General features: G+C 67.2%; 18 protein-coding genes. 14 read left to right on the top strand and 4 right to left on the bottom strand.

Annotated features, from left to right (window positions below; genetic code table 11):
* Positions 1-102: 102 nt before the first annotated feature.
* Together FFS08_RS14635 and FFS08_RS14630 are read left to right on the top strand one after the other, a co-directional pair.
* Positions 103-1,722, top strand: a complete 1,620-nt coding sequence (locus tag FFS08_RS14635) for a family 43 glycosylhydrolase (RefSeq protein WP_137862360.1) — start codon at positions 103-105, stop codon at positions 1,720-1,722.
* Between the two features lie 87 nt (positions 1,723-1,809).
* Complete coding sequence (locus FFS08_RS14630) at positions 1,810-3,333, top strand: tryptophan halogenase family protein (RefSeq protein ID WP_137862359.1); 1,524 nt, start codon at positions 1,810-1,812, stop codon at positions 3,331-3,333.
* Positions 3,334-3,956: 623 nt separating this feature from the next.
* On the opposite strand, the gene FFS08_RS14625 is transcribed toward FFS08_RS14630, so the two are convergent.
* Together FFS08_RS14625 and FFS08_RS14620 are read right to left on the bottom strand one after the other, a co-directional pair.
* Positions 3,957-5,165: an alginate export family protein gene (locus FFS08_RS14625; protein WP_137862358.1), complete on the bottom strand. Its 1,209-nt coding sequence runs from the start codon at positions 5,163-5,165 to the stop codon at positions 3,957-3,959.
* A gap of 56 nt (positions 5,166-5,221) precedes the next feature.
* Entirely contained in the window at positions 5,222-6,586 is a 1,365-nt protein-coding gene (locus tag FFS08_RS14620) for a cation:proton antiporter (protein ID WP_137862357.1), read from the bottom strand.
* 307 nt (positions 6,587-6,893) lie between these two features.
* Between FFS08_RS14620 and FFS08_RS14615 the strand changes: the two genes are divergently transcribed.
* Both FFS08_RS14615 and FFS08_RS14610 read left to right on the top strand, forming a co-directional pair.
* Positions 6,894-7,118, top strand: a complete 225-nt coding sequence (locus FFS08_RS14615) for a type II toxin-antitoxin system Phd/YefM family antitoxin (RefSeq protein ID WP_137862356.1) — start codon at positions 6,894-6,896, stop codon at positions 7,116-7,118.
* Positions 7,118-7,615, top strand: coding sequence for a PIN domain-containing protein (locus FFS08_RS14610; protein WP_137862355.1), 498 nt, complete (start codon positions 7,118-7,120; stop codon positions 7,613-7,615). Before FFS08_RS14615 ends, FFS08_RS14610 begins: the two co-directional genes overlap by 1 nt.
* Before the next feature lie 236 nt (positions 7,616-7,851).
* On the opposite strand, the gene FFS08_RS14605 is transcribed toward FFS08_RS14610, so the two are convergent.
* Positions 7,852-8,223 (bottom strand): response regulator transcription factor, encoded by a 372-nt coding sequence (locus FFS08_RS14605; protein WP_171012617.1) that lies wholly within the window; start codon positions 8,221-8,223, stop codon positions 7,852-7,854.
* Between the two features lie 303 nt (positions 8,224-8,526).
* On the opposite strand from FFS08_RS14605, the gene FFS08_RS14600 reads away from it, so the two are divergent.
* The 3 genes from FFS08_RS14600 to FFS08_RS14590 all read left to right on the top strand — a co-directional run bounded on the left by FFS08_RS14600 (position 8,527) and on the right by FFS08_RS14590 (position 11,774).
* Positions 8,527-9,702: an acetyl-CoA C-acetyltransferase gene (locus FFS08_RS14600; protein ID WP_137862353.1), complete on the top strand. Its 1,176-nt coding sequence runs from the start codon at positions 8,527-8,529 to the stop codon at positions 9,700-9,702.
* An 18-nt stretch (positions 9,703-9,720) separates the two neighbouring features.
* Entirely contained in the window at positions 9,721-10,503 is a 783-nt protein-coding gene (locus FFS08_RS14595) for an SDR family NAD(P)-dependent oxidoreductase (protein WP_137862352.1), read from the top strand.
* A 227-nt stretch (positions 10,504-10,730) separates the two neighbouring features.
* Positions 10,731-11,774, top strand: coding sequence for a CaiB/BaiF CoA transferase family protein (locus tag FFS08_RS14590; protein ID WP_137862351.1), 1,044 nt, complete (start codon positions 10,731-10,733; stop codon positions 11,772-11,774).
* On the opposite strand, the gene FFS08_RS14585 is transcribed toward FFS08_RS14590, so the two are convergent.
* On the bottom strand, positions 11,738-11,992 hold the full coding sequence (locus FFS08_RS14585) for a hypothetical protein (RefSeq protein ID WP_137862350.1): 255 nt from the start codon (positions 11,990-11,992) through the stop codon (positions 11,738-11,740). The two genes, FFS08_RS14590 and FFS08_RS14585, sit on opposite strands and share 37 nt — an antisense overlap.
* Before the next feature lie 36 nt (positions 11,993-12,028).
* Here FFS08_RS14585 and msrB point away from each other — a divergent pair, with 36 nt between their 5' ends.
* The 7 genes from msrB to FFS08_RS14550 all read left to right on the top strand — a co-directional run bounded on the left by msrB (position 12,029) and on the right by FFS08_RS14550 (position 21,395).
* Complete coding sequence (gene msrB, locus FFS08_RS14580; RefSeq protein WP_137862349.1) at positions 12,029-12,472, top strand: peptide-methionine (R)-S-oxide reductase MsrB; 444 nt, start codon at positions 12,029-12,031, stop codon at positions 12,470-12,472.
* 363 nt (positions 12,473-12,835) lie between these two features.
* Complete coding sequence (locus tag FFS08_RS14575) at positions 12,836-15,982, top strand: TonB-dependent receptor (RefSeq protein WP_137862348.1); 3,147 nt, start codon at positions 12,836-12,838, stop codon at positions 15,980-15,982.
* A 148-nt stretch (positions 15,983-16,130) separates the two neighbouring features.
* On the top strand, positions 16,131-16,838 hold the full coding sequence (locus FFS08_RS14570) for a SapC family protein (RefSeq protein ID WP_137862347.1): 708 nt from the start codon (positions 16,131-16,133) through the stop codon (positions 16,836-16,838).
* Positions 16,835-17,872 (top strand): cupin-like domain-containing protein, encoded by a 1,038-nt coding sequence (locus FFS08_RS14565; protein ID WP_137862346.1) that lies wholly within the window; start codon positions 16,835-16,837, stop codon positions 17,870-17,872. Before FFS08_RS14570 ends, FFS08_RS14565 begins: the two co-directional genes overlap by 4 nt.
* A 10-nt stretch (positions 17,873-17,882) precedes the next feature.
* Entirely contained in the window at positions 17,883-19,367 is a 1,485-nt protein-coding gene (locus tag FFS08_RS14560) for a tryptophan halogenase family protein (protein ID WP_137862345.1), read from the top strand.
* 428 nt (positions 19,368-19,795) lie between these two features.
* Positions 19,796-20,833, top strand: a complete 1,038-nt coding sequence (locus FFS08_RS14555; RefSeq protein ID WP_137862344.1) for a hypothetical protein — start codon at positions 19,796-19,798, stop codon at positions 20,831-20,833.
* A gap of 85 nt (positions 20,834-20,918) precedes the next feature.
* Complete coding sequence (locus FFS08_RS14550) at positions 20,919-21,395, top strand: hypothetical protein (protein ID WP_137862343.1); 477 nt, start codon at positions 20,919-20,921, stop codon at positions 21,393-21,395.
* Positions 21,396-21,697: the final 302 nt, after the last annotated feature.

Below are 21,697 nucleotides of genomic sequence, written 5' to 3'. Positions count from 1 at the left end.
GTGGACACAACAGTCACCATCCCGCGCAAAGGTTGCGCGATCGAAGACCCTTCCTTCCGGATGACATCGGTGTCATAAGTTCCAACAGAGGAGAGGAACTGCATGGACATCAGCCGGCGCGGGGCATTTGGCGTGGCATTGGCCGGAGGCGCGGCGGCGCTGCTGCGGCCGGGCGAGGCGCGGGCGGCCCCGGCGCATCCCGATGCGACGCTTCCGGACGCTTCGATCCCCGATTGGAAGCCCGGCTTCGACAACCAGCGCATCTGCGACCTGGGCGACGGGCGCTTCCTGAACCCGCTGCTCGCCGGCGACCATCCCGATCCCGCCATCCTGAAGGACGGCGCGGACTATTACATGACTTTCTCAAGCTTCGATTCCTATCCCGGCCTCACCATCTGGCACAGCCGCGACCTGGTGAACTGGCAGCCGCGCAAGGCCGCGCTCGCCCGGAACATCGGCGCGGTCTGGGCCGTGAGCCTGGAGAAGCACCAGGGGCGCTACTTCCTCTACATCCCGGTGAAGGCCAGCCCCAATTCGATCTTCGTGATCTGGGCCGATCATATCGACGGGCCGTGGAGCGACCCGATCGACCTGGGCCTGCACAACCATATCGACCCCTGCCACGCCGTGGGCGAGGACGGCTCGCGCTGGCTGTTCCTCTCCGGCGGCGACCGGGTGCGACTTTCGGAGGACGGACTGTCCACGATCGGCAAGGTCGAGCATGTCTACGACCCCTGGCACTATCCCGAGGAATGGGACGTGGAGAGCTTCTCGCCCGAGGGGCCGAAGATCCACCGCCACAAGGGCTGGTTCTACATGATCACCGCGGTTGGCGGCACGGCGGGCCCGCCGACCGGGCACATGGTGATCGCGGCCCGCGCGCGCTCGATCCACGGACCCTGGGAGCAATGCCCCGCAAACCCGCTCGTCCGGACCACAAGGAACGACGAGGCCTGGTGGTCGCGCGGGCATGCCAGCCTGGTCGAGGCGCCGGACGGGAGCTGGTGGTCGGTCTATCATGGCTTCGAGAACGGCTATTGGACGCTGGGGCGCCAGGCGCTGCTCGATCCGATCGAGTGGACGGCGGACGGCTGGTTCCGGATGACCGGCGGCGACCTGTCCCAGCCGATCCGCAAGCCCGGGGGCGGCGCACGGGTGCCGCACGGCCAGGCCCTGTCGGACGACTTCAAGGGGCCGCTGGCGCTGGGGCGGAAGTGGAACTTCTTCAAGCCGTCGCCGACGGAAGCGGAACGCGCGCATGCGGAAGCTGGCACGCTGGTGCTCCAGGCCTCGGGCAAGGCGCCGGTGGACTCGTCGCCGCTGCTGCTGATCGCCGGCGACACGAGCTATGAATTCGAATGCGACATCGAGATCGCGCCGGGCGGGACGGCGGGGCTGGTGCTCTTCTATGACGAGAAGCTCTATTGCGGGCTGGGCTTCGACGAGAAGCGTTTCGTCACCCACCAGTACGGCATGGAGCGCGGGCGGCCGGCCAACCCCTATGGCCGGCGGCTGCGCATGCGGGTGTCCAACCGGCAGCACATCGTCGCCTTCCACCTCTCCGGCGATGGCGGGAAGACCTGGAAGCGCTTCGATCGGGGGATGGAAGTGTCCGGTTACCATCACAATGTGCGCGGCGGCTTCCTGATGCTGCGGCCGGGGCTGTACTCGGCCGGCGCGGGAGAAGCGAAGTTCCGGGATTTCCGGTTCCGGGCGTTATAGCAGCCCGCCCTTGCTCCCCTCCCTCCCCCGGGAAGGGGACGGTTTTCGTTCGCCCGTGGCGAAGCCCCGCGCTAAGCTCCTTCCCGCATGGGCAAGAGGCGTATCCTGATCGTCGGCGGGGGCACCGCGGGGTGGCTTACGGCCGCCTATCTCGCGCGCTTCCTCGACCTGGCGGATCACGCCCAGATCGAGATCACCCTGCTCGAATCCCCCGAGCTCGGCATCATCGGCGTGGGCGAAGGCACCTTCCCCACCATCCGCTCGACGCTGAAATTCCTCGGCATCGACGAGACCCAGTTCATCCGCGCCACTTCGGCCACATTCAAGCAGGGCATCCGCTTCAACGACTGGCTGCACGCGCCGTTGCCCGACGGCACGCGCCACCATTATCTCCATCCGTTCGAGGCGCCCTTCTATACCGAGGGCACCAGCCTGGTGCCCTATTGGCTGCTCCAGGACGCAGCGACCCGCCCGCCCTTTGCCGAAGCGGTGACGATCCAGAATCGAGTCGCCGAAAGCCGCCGCGCGCCCAAGAAACAGGGCGAGGGCGAATTCTCCGGCCCGCTCAACTATGCCTATCATTTCGACGCCGCCCGGCTCGCGCGCATCCTGCGCGAACGCGCCGAGGAGCTGGGAGTGCGCCACCTAACCGGGCTGCTGACCGACGTCGAACTGGGCGGGGACGGCGCGATCGCCCGCATCGTCACCCGCGAGCAGGGCGCGCTGGAGGCCGACCTCTATATCGACTGTTCCGGCTTCCGCGCCGAGCTGATCGGCAACGCGCTGGGCACCCGCTTCAAATCGGTGCGCGACATCCTGTTCACCGACCGGGCGCTTGCCTGCAAGATCCCCTATGCCGATCCCGACGCGCCGATCGAGAGCTTCACCATCGCTGCCGCGCACCAGGCGGGCTGGACCTGGGACATCGGGCTGGAAGGCGCGCGCGGCATCGGCACCGTCTATTCCTCCACCCACATGTCCGACGACGAAGCGGCGCAGGTGCTGCGCGCCTATGTGGGGCATGACGACTATCAGGCGCGCATCATCCCGTTCGAGCCCGGCTATCGCGAGGCGCAATGGGTGAGGAACTGCGTCGCCGTCGGGCTGTCGGGCGGCTTTCTCGAGCCGCTGGAATCGACCGGGGTGGTGCTGATCGAAGCGGCGGTGGGCATGATCGCCGAGCTGTTCCCGCACAACGGGCCGATCGATGCCCCGGCTCGGCGCTTCAATGCGCTGATCGTCGGGCGCTACGAGCGGATCATCAACTTCCTGAAGCTGCATTATTGCCTGAGCCGGCGCGGCGAGCCCTTCTGGCGCGACAATGCCGATCCCGCTTCGATCCCGGCGGAGCTGCGGGAGCTGCTGCACCAATGGCGCCACCGGCCGCCGGGCCGGTTCGACTTCCTGCTCGACCTGGAGAGCTTCGCCTTCTTCAACTATCAGTACATTCTCTACGGGATGGACTTTCGCACCGACCTGTCGGGCGGCCGCGGCGACTTCCCCAATGTCGAGGCGGCGGAGAAGCTCTTCGCGCGCATCCGCACCTTCTCCGAACGCGCGACCGAGGACCTGCCGACCCACCGCGCGCTGATCCGGGCGATCAATGGGTGATCCTTTCCGGTTGCGGGCGGGGGAATGAAGAGAAGAAGTTGGTTCACGCGGAGGCGCGGAGGCGCGGAGATTCTGGTGCGCGGGCAGCCTGTCGCACGGCCTTGGCGCCAGGAAAGCGGAACCGTCGCGATGGAGGCTGCCGCTCGCGCAAGGCGAGACATCCTCCGCGTCTCCGCGCCTCCGCGTGAACCCCGTTTGCTCTTATCCCTGGCCGCTTCCAAGCCGCAACGCGCGCATCCCCCTAGGTTGAGAACTCAAACAAATATCCGATTCTCTTTCGTCATCCCCGCGCAGGCGGGGATCCAGGGTAATGCGGGATATCGATGTTATCATGCGAATGCTCTCCGGAGAGGACAGGGCCTTCCACACCGGCTCCGCGCTTGGTCCTGGATCCCCGCCTGCGCGGGGATGACGGGGGGTCGCTGAATGAGTCTCCAACCTAGGTTGAGGACTCATATTCTTCCCTCTTCCCCCGGCCTTGAGCCGGGGCCCCGCTGGCTTGCCGACGGAAGAAGAAGCGGGATCCCGGCACGAGGCGGGGATGACGGAGGAAAATCAGATACTTGCTTGAGTTCTCAACCTAACCACTCCCTTCCAGGGAGGGGAATTGCATGGAATGAACGCTACAAGCTCCAGTCCAGCTGCAGCCAGAACTTGTCGGTATCCGTGGCGAACCGGTCCGCGCGATAGTGCGCATAACGGGCCGAAAGCGCGTAATGGCCACGCTTCACGCCGACGACCAGGTCGAGTTCGTCGCCATAATGCTGGCCCAGCCGATCGCTCCCGAAACGGTGCCAGGTGGCGCCCAGGTTGATCGCGTCGAGCGGGCCCACCTGCTTCCAGCCATAGCCCAGCGTCGCATAGAGATCGCGCAGTCCACCCGGCGGCGTGGTGCCGAACTTGCCGGCCCAGCCGTTGAACTTGAAATAGGACGCCAGCGGCGTCTGCACGCTGGTCAGCGCCACGCCCGTGCCGGCGCCCAGCACTTCATAGCCCGTGGTCAGGCTCAGAGCCTTGGCGCTCAGGTTCAGCTCGCCCAGCCAATAATCGGCGGCATAGCGATTGGGGTTGCGGCGCCAATCGCTCTGCCGCGCCCAGCTGGCGACATAGCCGAGCGACACATGCTTCGCGAGCGCCTGCCGGCCGGCGAAGCGCAGGCCCCAGGTCTGGCTCGACAGGCGGAAGCCCTGCAGCGCCGCATCGTCCTGGTCGACCAGATAGGCGAAGCCGCTGAGCGTGCCCGCCCTGGTGCCATAGCCGAGGACCGCGAAGACATTGTCGCCGCCGATCGATGCCGGCCGGGCGCCGGTGCCGTTGCGACCGTTGACGGTGCGTACGTCCCAGCCATAGGCGAGGTCGAGGCTCGGCCCGAGCGCCTTGCCATATTGGAGGCGCACTGCATCGAAGGTCTGCTCGCTCTGGCGCCAGGGCGCGTTGCCGACGAAGCGATCGTCCGCGAAATTGAGCCGCTGCCGCCCGGCGGTGACGGCCAGCCCGTCCTTGCCGGCATAGCGCAGCTGCGCGCGGTTGAGCTCGATATTCTCGGGATCGACGACCAGCGGATAGCGCGTCCTGCCGTTGGTGCCGTCATTATAGCCGTCCGCCAGCGCGACCACGCCCTCCGCCTCCACCAGCGCCGACCAGCCCTTCCAGCTGGCGGCCAGGCCGGGGCGGACGCGCAGCGTCACTGCATTGGCATCGCGGGGCAGCCCGTCCTGGTCGACATGCTCGTAGCGCAGCCGCATTTCGGCGCTGGGCGTGAGCTTCACTTCCTGGGCCTGCGCCGCGCCGGCGGCGAGCAGCCCCGTGGCGCACAAAAGCGCTCGTCGCATCATGCTTCTCCGGAAAGGCCCGTCCCGCGCAGTGCACGCGGGACGGAAGGAGGACCTCAGGCGGCGGCCAGCGTCGAGTCGAGCGCTTCCAGCTCGCCGCTCTCGCGGGCCTTGCGGCCATAGACCAGCTCGAACAGGGGCGTGGCCATCACGGTGGTGACGATCGCCATCAGGACCAGCATCGAGAACAGCGTGGGGCCGATGATGCCCTTCTGCAGGCCGATGTTGATGATGATCAGCTCCATCAGTCCGCGCGAGTTCATCAGCGCGCCGATGCCGAGCGCGGTGCGGTTGTCCTCGCCGGCGATGCGGGCGGCGGCCCAGCAGGCACCGAACTTGGCGAGGATCGACACCGCCAGCACGCCCAGCGCGATCGCCAGCAGCTCGACCGAGTTGACCATGTCCATCCGCGTGTTGAGGCCCGAATAGGTGAAGAACATCGGCAGCAGCAGCACGACGGCGAGCGGCTCGACCTTCTTCTTCAGCTCCTCGACGAACAGGCCGCGCGGCATGCACACGCCCATCAGGAAGCCGCCGAAGATCGCATGGATGCCGATCGCATCCATGACGAAGGCGGAGGCGCAGAACAGCATCATCGTGACGGCGAGCATCGCGGTGCTCATCTCGCCCCTCGCCTCGACGATGCGGCCGAGCGGGGCGAGCAGCTTGCGCCCGAAGAGGAGCATGAAGCCAGTGTAGAGCACGGCGCCGCCGATCGCGAGCACCGCCACGCCCGCCCCCGCGCCGAAGGTGGCGAGCACCACGGCAAGCACGCACCAGGACGCCGCATCGTCGAACGCGCCCGCGGTGAGCGACAGCGTGCCCAGCGAGGAATTGGCCAGCCCACGCTCGTTGATGATGCGCGCGAGCATCGGGAAGGCCGTGAGCGCGATGCAGGCGCCCATGAACAGGGTGGCGTTGGCCTGGCTGATGCCGGGCGTGAACAGCCCGGGCACGGTGAGCAGGAACGGCGTGATCAGCGCGGCGAGCAGGAACGGCGCGACGATGCCGGCGGCCGAGACGCCCGCGGCGCTCTTCGCCTTCGACTGGAAGTGATCGAGCCGGAGCGTGAGGCCGACCATGAACATGTAGAGGCCGACGCCCAGCTGCGCGCCCGTGTAGAGCACGTTGCGCGTCTCCTTGGGGAAGATCGCGAGCTGGAGATCGGGGAAGAACAGGCCGAACAGCGAGGGGCCGAGCACCACGCCGGCGATCATCTCGCCCACCACCTGGGGCTGTTTGAGCAGCTTCTGGCCGAGCCAGCCGACCACCCGGCAGGCGAGGATGATGATCGCCAGCTGCAGGAAGAAATGGATGCTGTAGTCGCCGGGCGCATAGCTTTTCGCGGCGTTCACCGCAGGCCCGTGCGGGTTGAGCACATCGGTCAATGCGTGCCAGGCACCGTTCAGCAGATCGAGCATGTTACCTCCCCCAATTCCTCGCCCCCGAAGTCCTCGCGCCCGAAGTCCTCGCGCCCGAAGTCCTCGCGCCCGAAGTCCTCGCGCCCGAAGTCCTCGCGCCCGAAGTCCTCGCGCCCGAAGTCCTCGCGCAGTGCGTTTCCCGCCCGTCGCGAACCGTCAGGGAGCGCGCGGCAATGGCTGCACGCAACTGCAAATCGCTGCACCCCCCGCATTTTTCCGGCCCGGCCGCGCTTTGTGTTGCAAGGAGCGCACAGAGTAGTAACGTACCTACATGACAACGCAGACAATCTAGGTACATAGGTACGAAATGAAGGTGATCACCAGCCGCGAATTCAATCAGGACGTCAGCGCCGCGAAGCGATTCGCGCGCGCGGAGCCGGTGTTCGTCACCGATCGCGGGCGCCCCACCCATGTGCTGATGAGCATCGACATGTTCCGCCGGCTGAACGGCGAGCGCGAGAGCATCGTCGACTTGCTCGCCCTGCCCGCCGGCGCGCCCGACACGGCGCTGGCGCCACCGGAGCGCTGGTGATGTTCCTGCTCGACACACCGATCGTCTTCGAGCTGCGCAAGGCGCGGGCGGGCGGCGCCGAGGCGGGGCTCACCGCCTGGGCATCGGGCGTGGCTCGCGAGCGGCTGTTCCTCTCGGCGATCTCGCTGGTGGAACTGGAGGCTGCCGCTGCCGAAGCGGCGCGGCGCGACAAGGCGGCGGGCGCGATGCTGCGGAGCTGGATCGACGAGCGGCTCGTCCCCGCCTTCGAAGGCCATGTCCTGCCGCTGGACGCCGCCGTCGCGCGCCGCCGCGGCCAGCTCGCGCTCGCCGAGACGCGCGACGCGCTGTTCGCCGCCACGGCGCTGGAACATGGCCTGACGCTGGTGACGCGCAACGCCGCCGCCTATCGCGGCGCGCGGCTGAAGCTGTTCGATCCGCGGGGCTATACCGCCGATGCGGCCGAGGACGAAGGCGACTGGCGCGACGCCGCCCGCACCGGGCCGCTCTGGCTCAAGAACCTGTTCGTCCGCGCCTGAAACCCATCTTCTCGGTCATCCCGAGAATTGGAGTCCCAACCTAGGGTCACGACTCATGCAACGAACCCCGCCATCCCCGCGCAGGCGGGGATCCAGGGTAATGCGCGATATCGGCGCCACCGCGCGCACGCCGTCCGGAGAGGACGGGACCTGCCACAGCGGCTCCGCGCCTGGCCCTGGATCCCCGCCTCCGCGGGGATGACGAAAGAAATCAAGGTCTTGATCGAGATCTAACCCTAGGCGCGCACGTCGCCGTGCAGCATGTCCCGCACGCGCTGCGCCAGCGCGTCGGGCGTGAACGGCTTCACCAGATAGCCGCTGGCGCCTGTGTCCATCGCCTCGGCCGCCGCGCCGCCCCTTGCCGACAGCATCAGGATCGGCGTGCGGCCCAGCGCCGGCAACCGCCGCAGCGCCCGCAATATGTCGAGCCCCTGCGCGCCCCGCGGCGCCTGGTCGAGGATCACCAGGTCCGGCTTCCTGAAGGCGATCGTGTCGAAGGCGAGCATGCCGTGATCGATCACTTCCACCATGTGCCCCGCTTCGCCCAGCACCCGCCGCACCATGGCTCCGACCCGCTCGTCGGCCTCGACATGGATGATCCGGGCCATTGCACCTCGCATTGCTGGGCGGATCGGCCCGCCCGAGTTGGATTATCACGCGCGGATGACAATTGGTTGCGCATCCGTGTCGCTCCTTGTGGCGGTTGCGTCTTTCCATCATTTTGCAGAAATCCGCCCAACCGGGCGTTAAGGCTCTTTCCGCGAAATCTCCGCGGAATCACGGCGATGGCCGGGATATTTGCGAGCCCGGCCCGCGGGCCGGCCAATCGCACTGCGCGCCGGCCGCATATCGCGCTACGCTCCGGCGATACCGCCGATTCGAAAAACACGAACGGAAGCAGGAGCAGGAGCATGGGAGCAGCCACCGCCTATATCGTCGATGCCGTGCGGACCGCCGGAGGACGGCGCGGCGGCAGGCTCGCCGGGTGGCACCCGGTGGACATGGCGGCCGCCACTCTCGACGCGATCGTCGAGCGCAGCGGCGTCGATCCGACCGCGATCGACGACGTGATCATGGGCTGTGTCGGCCAGGGCGGCGAGCAGGGCTTCCAGGTGGGCCGGGGCGCCGTGCTCGCCTCGCGCCTGCCCGAAAGCGTGCCGGCAGTGACGATCGACCGCCAGTGCGGCAGCTCGCAACAGGCGATCCAGTTCGCGGCCCAGGCCGTGCTCTCCGGCACCCAGGACGTGGTGATCGCGGCCGGCGTGGAGAGCATGACGCGCGTGCCGATGGGATCGACCGTCGCGCTCTTCGCCCAGGCCGGGCTCGGCGGGCCCAAGTCGCCGCGCCAGGAGGCCCGCTATCCGGGCGTGCAGTTCAGCCAGTTCCTCGGCGCCGAGATGATGGCCCGCAAGCACGGCCTCGGCCGCGCCGCGCTCGACGCCTATGCGCTGGAGAGCCATCGCCGCGCCGCCGCCGCGACCGAGCGCGGCGATTTCGACGCCGAGATCGTGCCGCTGACGATCGACACGCCGGACGGCCCGGCGATCCACGCGCGCGACGAGGGCATCCGCTTCGACGCGACTGCCGAGAGCATCGGATCGGTCAAGCTGCTCGCCGAGGGCGGCGTGATCAGCGCGGCCAATGCCAGCCAGATCTGCGACGGCGCCAGCGCGGTGCTGATCGTCTCGGAAGCCGCGCTGAAGGCGCACGGCCTGACTCCGCTCGCGCGCATCCACCACCTCACCGTAACTGCGGGCGATCCGGTGATCATGCTCGAGGAACCGCTGTTCGCCACCGACAAGGCGCTGCGCCGCGCGGGCATGACGATCGACGAGATTGACCTGTTCGAAGTCAACGAGGCCTTCGCCTCGGTGCCGCTCGCCTGGCTCGCGCATACCGGCGCCGATCCCGCGCGGCTCAACGTCAATGGCGGCGCGATCGCGCTCGGCCATCCGCTCGGCGCCTCGGGTACCAAGCTGATGGCGACGCTCGTCCATGCGCTCCGCAGACGGGGCAAGCGCTATGGCCTGCAGACGATGTGCGAGGGCGGCGGCATCGCCAACGTCACCATCGTCGAGCGGCTCTGAAAGAGAAGGGAGAGAATCATGAGGCTCGACAACGGCATCGCCGCAGTGGTGACCGGCGGCGCATCGGGGCTCGGCGCGGCCACCGCGCGGGCGCTCGCGGCGAAGGGCGTGAAGGTGGCGATCTTCGACCTGCAGAAGGAAAAGGGCGAGGCTCTCGCGGCCGAGATCGGCGGCCTGTTCTGCGAAGTGAACGTGACGTCGGACGAGAGCGTCGACGCCGGCTTCGCCAGCGCGCGCACGGCGCATGGCCAGGAGCGGATCCTGGTCAATTGCGCCGGCACCGGCAACGCCGTGAAGACCGCCAGCCGCTCCAAGGAGGACGGCACGATCCGCCACTTCCCGCTCGAGGCATTCAACTGGGTGGTCCAGATCAACCTGGTCGGCACCTTCCGCTGCATCGCCAAGTCGGCGGCGGGGATGCTGGCGCTCGATCCGCTGGAAGACGGCGAGCGCGGCGCGATCGTCAACACCGCCAGCGTCGCGGCCGAGGACGGGCAGATCGGCCAGGCGGCCTATTCGGCGTCGAAGGGCGGCGTGGTCGGCATGACGCTGCCGATCGCGCGCGACCTGATGGGCGAGGGCATCCGGGTGAACACGATCCTGCCCGGCATCTTCGACACCCCGCTGCTCGCCGCCGCCCCGCCGAACGTGAAGGAAGCGCTCGCCGCCTCGGTCCCCTTCCCCAAGCGGCTCGGCCGGCCGGAGGAATATGCCCGGCTCGCGCTCTGCATGATCGAGAACGGCTATTTCAATGGCGAGGACGTCCGCCTCGACGGCGGCATCCGCATGGCGCCGCGCTGAGCGGGGCTCGCTCGGCCTGTGGATGATCTCCAAACCATATCCGTCATCCCCGCGCAGGCGGGGATCCAGAGCCACGCGCAAGATGCGCGCGGCAAGCATTGGCGCCCGAGGCAAGGCAAAGCCCGGTTGCATCGGGCCTCCTGCGCCACCCTGGATCCCCGCCTGCGCGGGGATGACGATAGAAGAGTGGGTCCGCCCGGCAAACCGGGGGGAGACTTGGAGGAACGATGCACCCCTTGACCGGCATCCGGATCGTCGAGCTCGCCGCGATCGGCCCCACGCCCTTTTGCGGGATGATGCTGGCCGATCACGGCGCGGAGGTGCTGTACGTCCACCGCCTCGGCGCCGCGCCCGATCCGCGCGACCCGCTGCTGCGCGGGCGCGTGCCGGTGGAAGCCGATCTCAAATCGCCCGAGGGCATCGCCCGGGTCCGCGCGCTGGCGGCGGAAGCGGACGGGCTGATCGAAGGCTTCCGGCCCGGCGTGATGGAGCGACTCGGCCTCGGCCCCGCCGAGCTCCACGCCCGCAATCCGCGCCTCGTCTATGGCCGGATGACCGGCTGGGGGCAGACCGGCCCACTCGCCCAGGCCGCCGGCCACGACATCAACTTCATCGCGCTGGCGGGCGCGCTTCACGCCTTCGGCCGCGCGGGCGAGAAGCCGATTCCGCCGGTCAACGCAGTCGGCGATTTCGGCGGCGGCGGCATGCTGCTCGCCTTCGCCATGGCGGCGGGGCTGCTCCAGGCCAGGACCAGCGGACAGGGCACGGTGATCGACTGCGCGATGAGCGAAGGCGCGGCGCTGCTGATGTCGATGATCTGGGGCTTTCGCGAAACGCTCGGCTGGCGCGACGCGCGCGGCGTCAACATCCTCGATGGCGGCGCGCATTTCTACGACAGCTACGAGACCGCCGACGGCAAGCATGTCGCGATCGGGGCGATCGAGCCGCAATTCTATGCCCGGCTGCGCGCCGCGACGGGCCTGGCCGACGATCCCGACTTCGACGCGCAGATGGACCCCGCCGCCTGGCCCGCGCTCAAGGACAGGCTCGCCGCGATCTTCCGCACCCGGACTCGCGACCAATGGTGTGCGCTGATGGAAGGCACCGACGCCTGTTTCGCCCCGGTGCTCTCGATGGCCGAAGCGCCCGGCCATCCGCACAATGCCGCGCGCGGCGCCTTTATCGAGCGCGCCGGCGTGGTCCAGCCGGCCCCCGCCCCGCGCTTCGCCGCGGCTCAGGATTCGACCAGCGCGACCACTTCGAAGTCATAGCCTTCCCAGCCGCGCTGCTTCGCCGCCTCGGCGAGCGCCGCCTTCTTGCCCGTCGCCTCCTTGAGCGACTTGGCGTGCCCCCAGAACACTTCGGTCCGACCGCCGCCAAGATGCGCGACGATGCGCCAATAATGCGTGAAGGGCGCGGCGGTGGGCCCGATCGTCTTCACATAGCCATCGGCCATCGTCGCGGTGAGGAAGCGCTTCTTCTTTGCCATGCCGATCCCCACATATCGCGGCGAATGGAGATTTGCATGACCGACTATCGCAAGACCGACGAAGCCGTCGCCGCACTCTCGCCCGAGCAATATCGCGTGACTCAGGAGAACGGCACCGAACGGCCGGGCACCGGCGCCCTGCTCCACAACAAGGCGCCCGGCATCTATGTCGATATCGTGTCGGGCGAGCCGCTGTTCGCCTCGACCGACAAATATGAGTCCGGCTGCGGCTGGCCGAGCTTCACTCGGCCGATCGCCAATGTCGCCGAGTTGCGCGACACCAGCCACGGCATGATTCGCACCGAAGTGCGCTCGGCGCACGGCGACAGCCATCTCGGCCATGTGTTCGACGACGGCCCGCGCGAGCGGGGCGGCCTGCGCTATTGCATCAACTCCGCCTCGCTGCGCTTCGTGCCGCGCGCCGAGATGGAAGCCCAGGGCTATGGCGCCTGGCTCGACGAGGTGCGGTCCCCCGACTGATCCCGGCGGCGCAGAGCGCCCCGCGCTCTTTCCGTCGCCCGCCCCGTCACCCCGGCACAAGGCCGGGATGACGGCGGGAGAATCGAGTCCCCAATGACTCGAATCGCGTGGCGCATTTGCACCGATCCGGATCGAAAACCCCAAGTAACCCGCAACGTAGTGCCCGCCGCGAGCCAGTGCAGCGCCACATTCTGTCGCAGTAATGCAACAGTTTACATCAATCAGAAATTGGAAGCGGTTCCAATCATTTTCACCCGATTGACAGACTGTTCGTTGATGGTAGCGATAACATCAGGGAGGAATCTCGCTCGCCCGAAATAAATAGAAAGTCGCGTCCAGCATTGGTCGCGCTGAGGAGGGGTTATGACCAGTTACAGGCGCACGCCTATACTTGCGTATTCCGTATCCGTCTTCGCCATCGCCGCCGGGATCGCCATGCCCGGCCTCGCCCATGCGCAAGCCGACAACGCTGTCAGAACACAAGCCGCGGAGGGCGGCCAGGAGGACGCCCAGGAAATCGTTGTTACCGGTATCCGCGCCAGCCTGGAGCGCGCGATCGCGATCAAGCGCGAGGCGCCGGGCATCGTCGACGCGATCTCGGCCGAGGACATCGGCAAGTTCCCCGACACCAACCTGGCGGAATCGCTGCAGCGCATCCCGGGCGTGTCGATCAACCGCACCAATGGCGAAGGCTCGCAGGTCACCGTGCGCGGCTTCGGCCCGACCTACAACATGGTCACGCTGAACGGCCGCCAGCTCGCCACCGCCGCCGTATCGGTGGTCGGCGGCGACCAGAATGCCGACGGCGCCCAGGGCACCAGCCGCTCGTTCGACTTCTCCAACCTCGCCACCGAAGGCGTGCGCACGCTCGAAGTCTACAAGACCGGTCGCGCGGCCGTCCCCTCGGGCGGCATCGGCGCGACGATCAACATCGTCTCGCGCAGGCCGCTCGACGACCGCAAGAGCGGCCTGGACGGCAGCATCGGCGCCAAGGCGGTGTACGATACCAGCGTCAACGACTGTATCGACTGCGGATCGAAGGTGACGCCCGAATTCTCCGGCGTGCTGAGCTGGAGCGATCCGGACCAGCGCTTCGGCGTGATGCTGTTCGGCAGCTATCAGAAGCGCAACTACACGTCGATCGCCGCCACGTCGAACGACTGGAACATCGTCACCTACGACACTTTCCTGACCGGCGGCTTCGCCCGTTCGGGCGGCGCCTGTCCCACTTCGACGCCGGGGCCGACCTGCACCGTGGTCAACAACGCGCCGTCGAACCCGAACCAGCTGGTCGCGATCCCGAACGACAGCCGCTATCACTATGCCGAGGGCACGCGCGAGCGCATCAACGGCCAGGCAGTGGTGCAGTTCAGGCCCACCGACGCGCTGACCATCACCGCCGACGCCCTCTATGCGCAGAACCGGCAGCGCGAGACGCGTTCGGACCTGTCCAACTGGTTCAGCCGCCCGTTCGACGTGGTCACCTTCGACGGCAATCCCACCGTCGCCACCGCCACCTATCTGCACGAGACGATCAACGGCCAGAAGGACGAAGGCTTCGAGGCCCAGTCGCGCGCGCAGAAGGGCAAGCTCGAGGATTACGGCCTCAACCTCGACTGGCAGCTGGCCGACAACTTCACGCTGAAGATCGACGGCCATATCTCCACTTCGTCGAGCACGCCGGACAATGCGAACGGCAACAGCTCGACGCTGGTCGGCATGGGCGCCAATGTCGTCGCGGCACACTCGGTCACTTATCTGGGCGGCATCCCGCAGCAGGACATCACGCTGGGCGCCAGCGGGCCGCTCGACATCAACGATGTGGGCTCGCAGGTGGGCCGCACCTTCCGCTCGACACAACGCCAAAGGGTGAAGGAGCTGCGCGCCGATTTCGGCTGGGACCTGGGCGGCGAGAGCCGCTTCGACTTTGGCGGCAACTACCGCACCACCGACATGCACCAGACCTTCGTCTCCACCCAGCAGACGCTGGGCGACTGGGGCATCACCAATCCGGGCGACGTGAACGCGCTGGCGCCGGGGGCGCTCACTGCCTTCTGCCTCGAGTGCAAGTTCCACAAGTTCAATCCGGGCGGCGATCCCGAATCGCAGCTCGCCTTTCGCGGCGTCGCCTCGGATCTCTATGCGATCCTGTCGCCCTATTATGCGAACCGCGGCAATGCGGTGGGCGTCACCGGCAGGCAGGACAACAAGATCAAGGAAGACATCTGGGCCGTCTATGGCCAGCTGACCTGGAAGGGCGAGCTGGGCGGCGCGCCGGCGCGGCTGGTCGCCGGCATCCGCTACGAGCACACCAAGTCGCACACCACGTCGCTCGAAGCGATCCCGGCCGGGATCGCCTGGGTGTCGGACAATGACTTCACCGTGTCGATCTCGAACCAGACGCAGTTCGTCAGCGACGGCGGAAGCTACAGCAACCTGCTGCCCCAGGTCGATTTCCAGGTGGAGTTCGCCAAGAACCTGATCGGCCGCCTGTCGTACAGCAAGACGATCGCCCGGCCGAACTACAACAACCTCTACACCTCCACCACCGTCGGCGGCCCGCCGCGGCCGACCTTCAACGGCGGCATCCCCGGCGCGACCACCGGCAACGCCCGGCTGCGCGCGCTCGAATCGGACAATTTCGACGCCTCGCTGGAATGGTATTTCAAGCCGGACAGCTATGTGTCGGTCGCGTTCTTCGACAAGCGCGTGCGCAACTTCATCGGCAACGGCCAGTTCAACTCGACGCTGTTCGGCCTGCGCGATCCGAGCTCGGGCGCGGCGGGCAGCCGTTCGGGCGCGGCGCGGACGGCGCTGGGCGGCCTGGGCGCCGATACCAGCGACGGCAACCTGTTCGTGATGTCGGCGCTGATCCAGGCCACCGGCTCGGTCGCCGCCGCCACCGCGCAGTTCGCCGCGCATTACAACGCCGCGACGCGCCAGCTCGACGACGACTATCTCAAGCTGATCAACAACACCTATGATCTGAACGGCATCGCCAGCGATCCACTCTACCAGTTCCAGGTGACCCAGCCGATCAACAACAAGGACGCCGAGATCTACGGCGTCGAGCTTGCCGGCCAGTATTTCTTCGGCCGAACCGGGATCGGCATCGCGGCGGCCTATACGCTGGTGCGCGGCGATGTCGGGTTCAACCTGGGGGCCAGCCCCGCGGAAGACCAGTTCGCGCTGCTCGGCCTTTCGGACACGGTGAGCGGCACGCTGATCTACGAGAAGCACGGCATCTCGGCCCGCCTGGCCTATAACTGGCGTGACCGGTTCCTCTCGGGGATCAACCGCCAGGGCTCGCGCAACCCCGAGTTCACCGCGCCCTTCGGCCAGCTCGATGCATCGATCAGCTACGAGATCACGCCGCAGATCGCGATCACGCTGGAGGGCATCAACCTCACCGAGACGGCGGTGCGGACCTATGCCCGCGACAAGAAGGAACTCTGGTACGCGCAGGAGCTCGACCGGCGCTTCCTGCTCGGCGCGCGCTTCAAGTTCTGACCCGGCTTCTCTCCCTCTCCTCTTCGGAGGAGAGGGTCAGGGAGAGGGGCATGGCGGAAGCGTGCCGCCCATGCCCCTCTCCCGCCCCGATTGAGGCCCGGCGGGCTTTGCGCCATGTTCGGCCTTCCACAGACTGGATCCCGCTCGAATGACCCGACCGGTCGCGCTCGACAATGTCGCCCATGCCGATCTCCGCGTCGCGTTCCGCCACGGCGCCGCCCATGGCCACGCAGTCAACCGGGCGCTCCTATTCCCCACCGAATTCGCCGACGCGCAGCGCGACTTCCCCATCCTCTTCCGCCGCGACCCCGATGCGGGCCTCCAGGCAGTCGCCCTGCTCGGGCTCGACCGCGACGAGAATCTGTTCCTCGAAGGCGATCGCTGGATCAGCGGCCATATTCCGCTGAGCCTCCAGCGCGGCCCCTTCCTGATCGGGCTGACCGCGGACGGCGCCGCGCCGGTGATCCAGATCGATCTCGACGATCCGCGCGTCGGCGCCGCGGACGGCGAGCCGCTCTTCCTGCCCCATGGCGGCCAGGCGCCGATGCTCGACCATGTCGGCCGCGTGCTCGCGGCGATCCATGTCGGCATGGCCGATGCCGCGCCGATATATGCGGCGTTCGACGCGCTCGGACTGATCCAGCCGGCCACGCTCGAACTGATGCTCGACGACGAGCGCCGCTATGCGATCGGCGATCACGAAGTGCTGGCCGCCGAACGCCTCGACGCGCTCGGCCCGGCCGAGCTCGGCGAACTCCACCAGGCGGGCCATCTCGCCGCCGCCTTCCTGCTCGCCGCCTCGCTCGGCAACATGCCGCGGCTGATCGCGCGCAAGAATGCACGGGATGCCGCATGAACGTCGCGGCGGCCGGCGCCCCGCCTGTCCGCGCGCTGGACGGCGTGGCGCCGGGCGCCATTCCCCATGCCGAGCTGCTGGCAGGCCAGGCCCCGGTGATCCTGCGCGGAGTTGCGCGCGATTGGCCGCTGATCGCCGCCGCCCGCGAGTCCGACCGGGCAGCGATCGCCTATCTGGCAAGCTTCGATTCCGGCCAGCCGGTGGTGGGCTTTACCGGCCCGCCCGATATCCAGGGCCGCTTCCATTATGACCCCGGGCTGACCGGCTTCAATTTCGAGGGCGCCCGCGTCGGCCTGAGCGATTTCCTCGCGCGGATCCGGGCGAGCCTCGATGCTCCCGCCGCCGAGAGCCTCTATATCGGCTCGGCCGATCTCGACCGCCATCTCCCCGGCTTCCGCGCCGCGAACGACTTGGCGCTGGACGATCCGATGTTCGCGCACGGCGTGCTCGCCAGCATCTGGATCGGCAACCGCACCACGGCGCATGCGCATCACGACATGTCGCACAACCTGGCCGTCTGCGCGGCCGGGCGCCGGCGCTTCACCCTGTTCCCGCCCGACCAGATCGCCAATCTCTATCCCGGCCCGCTGGAGCCGACGCCCGGCGGCCAGGTGATTTCGATGGTCGACTTCGCCGATCCGGATTTCGCGCGCCATCCCCGCTTCCGCGAAGCCATGGCCGCCGCGCAGGTGGCGGAACTGGAGCCCGGCGACCTGCTCTTCTATCCCGCGCTCTGGTGGCACCATGTCGAGGCGCTGGCGCGCTTCAACATCCTCGTGAACTATTGGTGGAACGACGCGCCCGCCTTTCTCGACACGCCGCAGACCACGCTGCTCCACGCCATGCTGAGCCTGCGCGACCGCCCGGACGCCGAGAAGGCCGGCTGGAAGGCGATGTTCGACTATTATGTCTTCGGACCCGCCGGCCGGGCCGCGGCCCACCTGCCGCCCCACGCCCTGGGCCCGCTCGCGCCGATCGACGCGACGCTGGCGCGGCGGCTGCGCGCGCAGCTGATCAACCGGCTCAATCGCTAGGGGGAATGGGATGGACGACCAGGCACCGATCCGGCGCGTCGTGATCGCGGGCGGCGGCACCGCGGGCTGGATCGCAGCGGCGGCGCTCGCCAAGCTGCTCGGCCCGCTGATCGAGATCACTCTGGTCGAGAGCGACGAGATCGGCACGATCGGCGTGGGCGAGAGCACCATCCCCACTGCCCGCACATTCCACCAGCTGCTCGGGATCGATGAGCGCGCGTTCCTGCGCGAGACAGGTTCCACCTTCAAGCTCGGCATCGCGTTCGAGGATTGGGCGCGCGCAGGCGATCGCTATTTCCACAGCTTCGGCCAGATCGGCAAATCGACCTGGATGGGCGATTTCCACCATTTCTGGCTCGAGGCGCGCGCGGAAGGCTGGGGCGGCGCGCTGGGCGACTATTGCTTCGAGCTGCAGGCGGCGCAGGCCGGGCGCTTCACCATTCCCGAACAGGGGCACATCAACTATGCCTATCACCTCGATGCCGGGCTCTACGCACGCTTCCTGCGCCAATTCGCCGAACCGCTGGGCGTCAACCGTATCGAGGGCAGGATCGAGCGCGTCGAACAGCATCCCGAGACCGGTTTCGTCACTGCCCTTCACCTCACCTCCGGACGACGGATCGAAGGCGACCTGTTCCTCGACTGCACCGGCTTTCGCGGCCTGCTGATCGAGCAGACGCTGCACGCAGGCTATGAGGAATGGGGCCATTGGCTCCCCACCGACAGCGCGATCGCAGTGCAGACGAAATCCGTCGGCCCGGCAATGCCCTATACCCGCGCCGCCGCCCACCGGGCCGGCTGGCAATGGCGCATCCCGCTCCGGCACCGGGTGGGCAACGGGCTGGTCTATGCCCGCGATTTTCTCGACGACGACAGCGCCCGCGCGCTGCTCGACGCCCGCATCGAAGGCGAGGCGCTGATCGAACCGCGCATCATCCGCTTCCAGGCCGGGCGCCGGCGCAAGCTGTGGGACCGGAACGTGATCGCGCTCGGCCTGGCGAGCGGCTTCGTCGAGCCGCTCGAATCAACGAGCATCCATCTGATCATGATCGCGGTCACCCGGCTCGTGCAGCTCTTCCCCTTTGGCGGGATCGGCGAGGGCGTGACGGCCCGTTTCAATGCGCTGGGCCGCACCGAGATCGAGCGGATCCGCGATTTCATCATCCTCCATTATCACCTGAACCAGCGCGCGGACAACGGCTTCTGGGACCGGTGCCGGACGATGGCGATCCCCGACAGCCTGGCCGAGCGGATCGCGGCATTCCGCGACGGCGCGATCGCCTGGCAGGCTTCGGACGATCTGTTCCGCGTCGACAGCTGGGTGCAGGTGATGCTCGGCCAGCGGCTGGAGCCGCGGAGCCATCACCATATGGGCCGGATGATCGTCGACGGCGAGTTGCGGAGCGCGCTGGGCGAGCTCAGGTCCGGCATCGCCCGCGCGGTGGCGCGGATGCCCGCGCACCAGCAGTTCCTGGAGCGCTACATCGCGGCCTGACGCCGCCGGCCGGGCGCGGCGCGGTACCCAGCGGATTGCGGCGAAGAGGCCGCCATCCCCGGCCGGCGGCGCCAGCCCGCTTTCGGCAGTGCCATCGTATCGGGTGCCGCTCAACCAAGCACGCCATACCGCACATCACCTCCAAATCGGAGATAGATCATGAAACTATCGACACGGTTGCAGCTTGAATTGGCAGAAAATGGATAGTTTCCCGGGAAGAACCTTTCTCATTTCCCGCCGCCAATTCGGACACATCTGCGATGTCATAAGATGATTGATCTCTTCTGCATGAAGTTAATCAGCACTATCCTGCAACAGTAATAAAATATATCATTTGGCGGTCGCAATTCTCTATCCGGGAGGACTTGGAAATGCGATCAATATTACGAGCGCTGCTATTGCTCTCAGCGACCCTATCGGGAACGGCATTGGCGCAGACAGCGTCGCGTGACATATCCGGCGCGACGATCCAGGCGGCTGCAGCGCGGCCGGCGGAACGATTGCAGGTCGAGCATGGGACAGCCAATGCAAGGCTGGCGCGGCTTGATGCCGACATGTTGCGCGACGCGGAGGTTGGCGCGCCGGCAACACCGAAGCCCGCCGATATCCGGCGTGGGCGGACGGCACCGGCCGCCAGTTTCCCCGCACCATCGACCGGACCGACCTATTCCGGTCGGCTCTATCAACTGCATCAGAACGGAAGAATCTGGCGCGCGACCGGCATTGCCTGCGGCAACGGCTGCCCCGGTTGGCGAATGCTCGACAACAATCCGGCGACCAAGGCGATCTCCGCCGCCGGCGACGCGCTCTACCAGTTGCACAATACGGGCAAGATCTGGCGCTATACGGGGGCGCCGTGCAGCGGTGGCAGCTGTCCCGGCTGGCAGATGCTCGACAACAATCCGGCGACCATGACGGTCACGGCGGCCGGCAACGCGCTCTATCAGTTGCACAACACGGGCAAGATCTGGCGCTATACGAGCACGCCGTGCAGCGGCGACAACTGCCCCGGCTGGCAGATGCTCGACAACAATCCGGCGACCACGGCAATTGCGGCCGCCGGCAACGCGCTCTACCAGTTGCACAACACGGGCAAGATCTGGCGCCATACGGGCACGCCGTGCAGCGGTAGCAGTTGCCCCGGCTGGCGAATGCTCGACAACAATCCGGCCACGATCGCGATCTTTGCGAATGGCACGGATCTCTATCAGCTGCACAATACGGGCAAGATCTGGCGCTATACGGGTGCGCCGTGCAGCGGTGACAGCTGTCCCGGCTGGCAGATGCTCGACAACAACCCTGCGAGCAGGGCGCTGGCGGGCGACGGGAATCGCCTGTTCCAGCTGCACAGCACCGGCAAGATCTGGATTTCCACGGGCAAGCCGTGCAGCGGCAACAGCTGCCCTGGCTGGACAATGATCGATGACAACCCCGCCACGCAGGCGATCACTGGTCCGAAACCATGATCGCCTGACTGGATGCAAAGGCCGTCCTGGGCGCAAATCGTCTGGGGCGGCGTTGGCCGTAGCCGCTTCCGCAAGCGGTTCGGCCGTGCCCGGCGACATCTTGCCGCTCCTTCCGGCCGCCGAATGGAGGATGCCCCGCAGCGCGCTGCGCATGCAGCCTGAGGTTCCGGCGCTAAGCGCATTCGACGGCGACTGCACCGAGGTGCAAATCAACGGCTGGCTTCGCGAGGAGCGCGCGGAGAGAGAGTTGAATCCGGATTGGCTAGTTCTTCCCGCTGATGGGCTAACTCCTGAGAAGTGGATCGTTAGAGAGCTGGCAGGAGAGGCGTATCGCAACGCTCTAAGCCGAGAGCTGAATTGCACGCCGGCCATTGCTGCCAGCCATGTAGAGGCGATGCGTGTGCAGCTTGACCATCACGACTGCGGGTACATCCTGGGGGAACGCACTGGCATCCCCCACGATACCGCTCGCCGCATGATCGCCAGATCGGTCGCGCGCTCGCACCCGGGTCTAGATCCCTTGCGCACACGAATTGCTCAGATCCTCGACGGGGCGCCTTAGTCCCAGATCGCTTGATGCGCGCAGGTGCAGAAGACGACAGCAGGGCCAATGCCGAATTGTTGAGGGCGGCGATAGATGATTGAGATATCAACAAACCGCTCAGTGCGGCGGCAGCAATTTCGCACAGTCGCTCGGGATATTCTCCAGAGCGCCCGGAGCCCTTGGGGAACAGCAGATCCCGTCGGGAAACTAGGGTCAGGACCCATTGATGTGAGAGGTGCGATCTGATTCAGGCTCCGCAAGGAGACTGACTGTGAGCAACCTGTACTGGCTGACGGACGAGCAAATGGCGCGGCTCGCGC

The organism is Sphingomonas sp. 1F27F7B, assembly GCF_005503355.1.
GTDB lineage: Bacteria > Pseudomonadota > Alphaproteobacteria > Sphingomonadales > Sphingomonadaceae > Sphingomonas.
Note: the sequence above shows the minus strand (reverse complement) of the source record. Positions and strands in the feature narration are given on the sequence as shown.

Excerpts from the sequence above, each read along its gene's own strand:
- FFS08_RS14625 (WP_137862358.1), bottom strand. The coding sequence starts at position 5,165 with ATGCGACGAGCGCTTTTGTGCGCCACGGGGCTGCTCGCCGCCGGCGCG.
- FFS08_RS14610 (WP_137862355.1), top strand. The coding sequence starts at position 7,118 with ATGTTCCTGCTCGACACACCGATCGTCTTCGAGCTGCGCAAGGCGCGG.
- FFS08_RS14605 (WP_171012617.1), bottom strand. The coding sequence starts at position 8,223 with ATGGCCCGGATCATCCATGTCGAGGCCGACGAGCGGGTCGGAGCCATG.
- FFS08_RS14575 (WP_137862348.1), top strand. The coding sequence starts at position 12,836 with ATGACCAGTTACAGGCGCACGCCTATACTTGCGTATTCCGTATCCGTC.
- FFS08_RS14600 (WP_137862353.1), top strand. The coding sequence starts at position 8,527 with ATGGGAGCAGCCACCGCCTATATCGTCGATGCCGTGCGGACCGCCGGA.
- FFS08_RS14585 (WP_137862350.1), bottom strand. The coding sequence starts at position 11,992 with ATGGCAAAGAAGAAGCGCTTCCTCACCGCGACGATGGCCGATGGCTAT.
- FFS08_RS14590 (WP_137862351.1), top strand. The coding sequence starts at position 10,731 with ATGCACCCCTTGACCGGCATCCGGATCGTCGAGCTCGCCGCGATCGGC.
- FFS08_RS14570 (WP_137862347.1), top strand. The coding sequence starts at position 16,131 with ATGACCCGACCGGTCGCGCTCGACAATGTCGCCCATGCCGATCTCCGC.
- FFS08_RS14595 (WP_137862352.1), top strand. The coding sequence starts at position 9,721 with ATGAGGCTCGACAACGGCATCGCCGCAGTGGTGACCGGCGGCGCATCG.
- msrB (WP_137862349.1), top strand. The coding sequence starts at position 12,029 with ATGACCGACTATCGCAAGACCGACGAAGCCGTCGCCGCACTCTCGCCC.
- FFS08_RS14630 (WP_137862359.1), top strand. The coding sequence starts at position 1,810 with ATGGGCAAGAGGCGTATCCTGATCGTCGGCGGGGGCACCGCGGGGTGG.
- FFS08_RS14615 (WP_137862356.1), top strand. The coding sequence starts at position 6,894 with ATGAAGGTGATCACCAGCCGCGAATTCAATCAGGACGTCAGCGCCGCG.
- FFS08_RS14635 (WP_137862360.1), top strand. The coding sequence starts at position 103 with ATGGACATCAGCCGGCGCGGGGCATTTGGCGTGGCATTGGCCGGAGGC.
- FFS08_RS14620 (WP_137862357.1), bottom strand. The coding sequence starts at position 6,586 with ATGCTCGATCTGCTGAACGGTGCCTGGCACGCATTGACCGATGTGCTC.
- FFS08_RS14565 (WP_137862346.1), top strand. The coding sequence starts at position 16,835 with ATGAACGTCGCGGCGGCCGGCGCCCCGCCTGTCCGCGCGCTGGACGGC.
- FFS08_RS14560 (WP_137862345.1), top strand. The coding sequence starts at position 17,883 with ATGGACGACCAGGCACCGATCCGGCGCGTCGTGATCGCGGGCGGCGGC.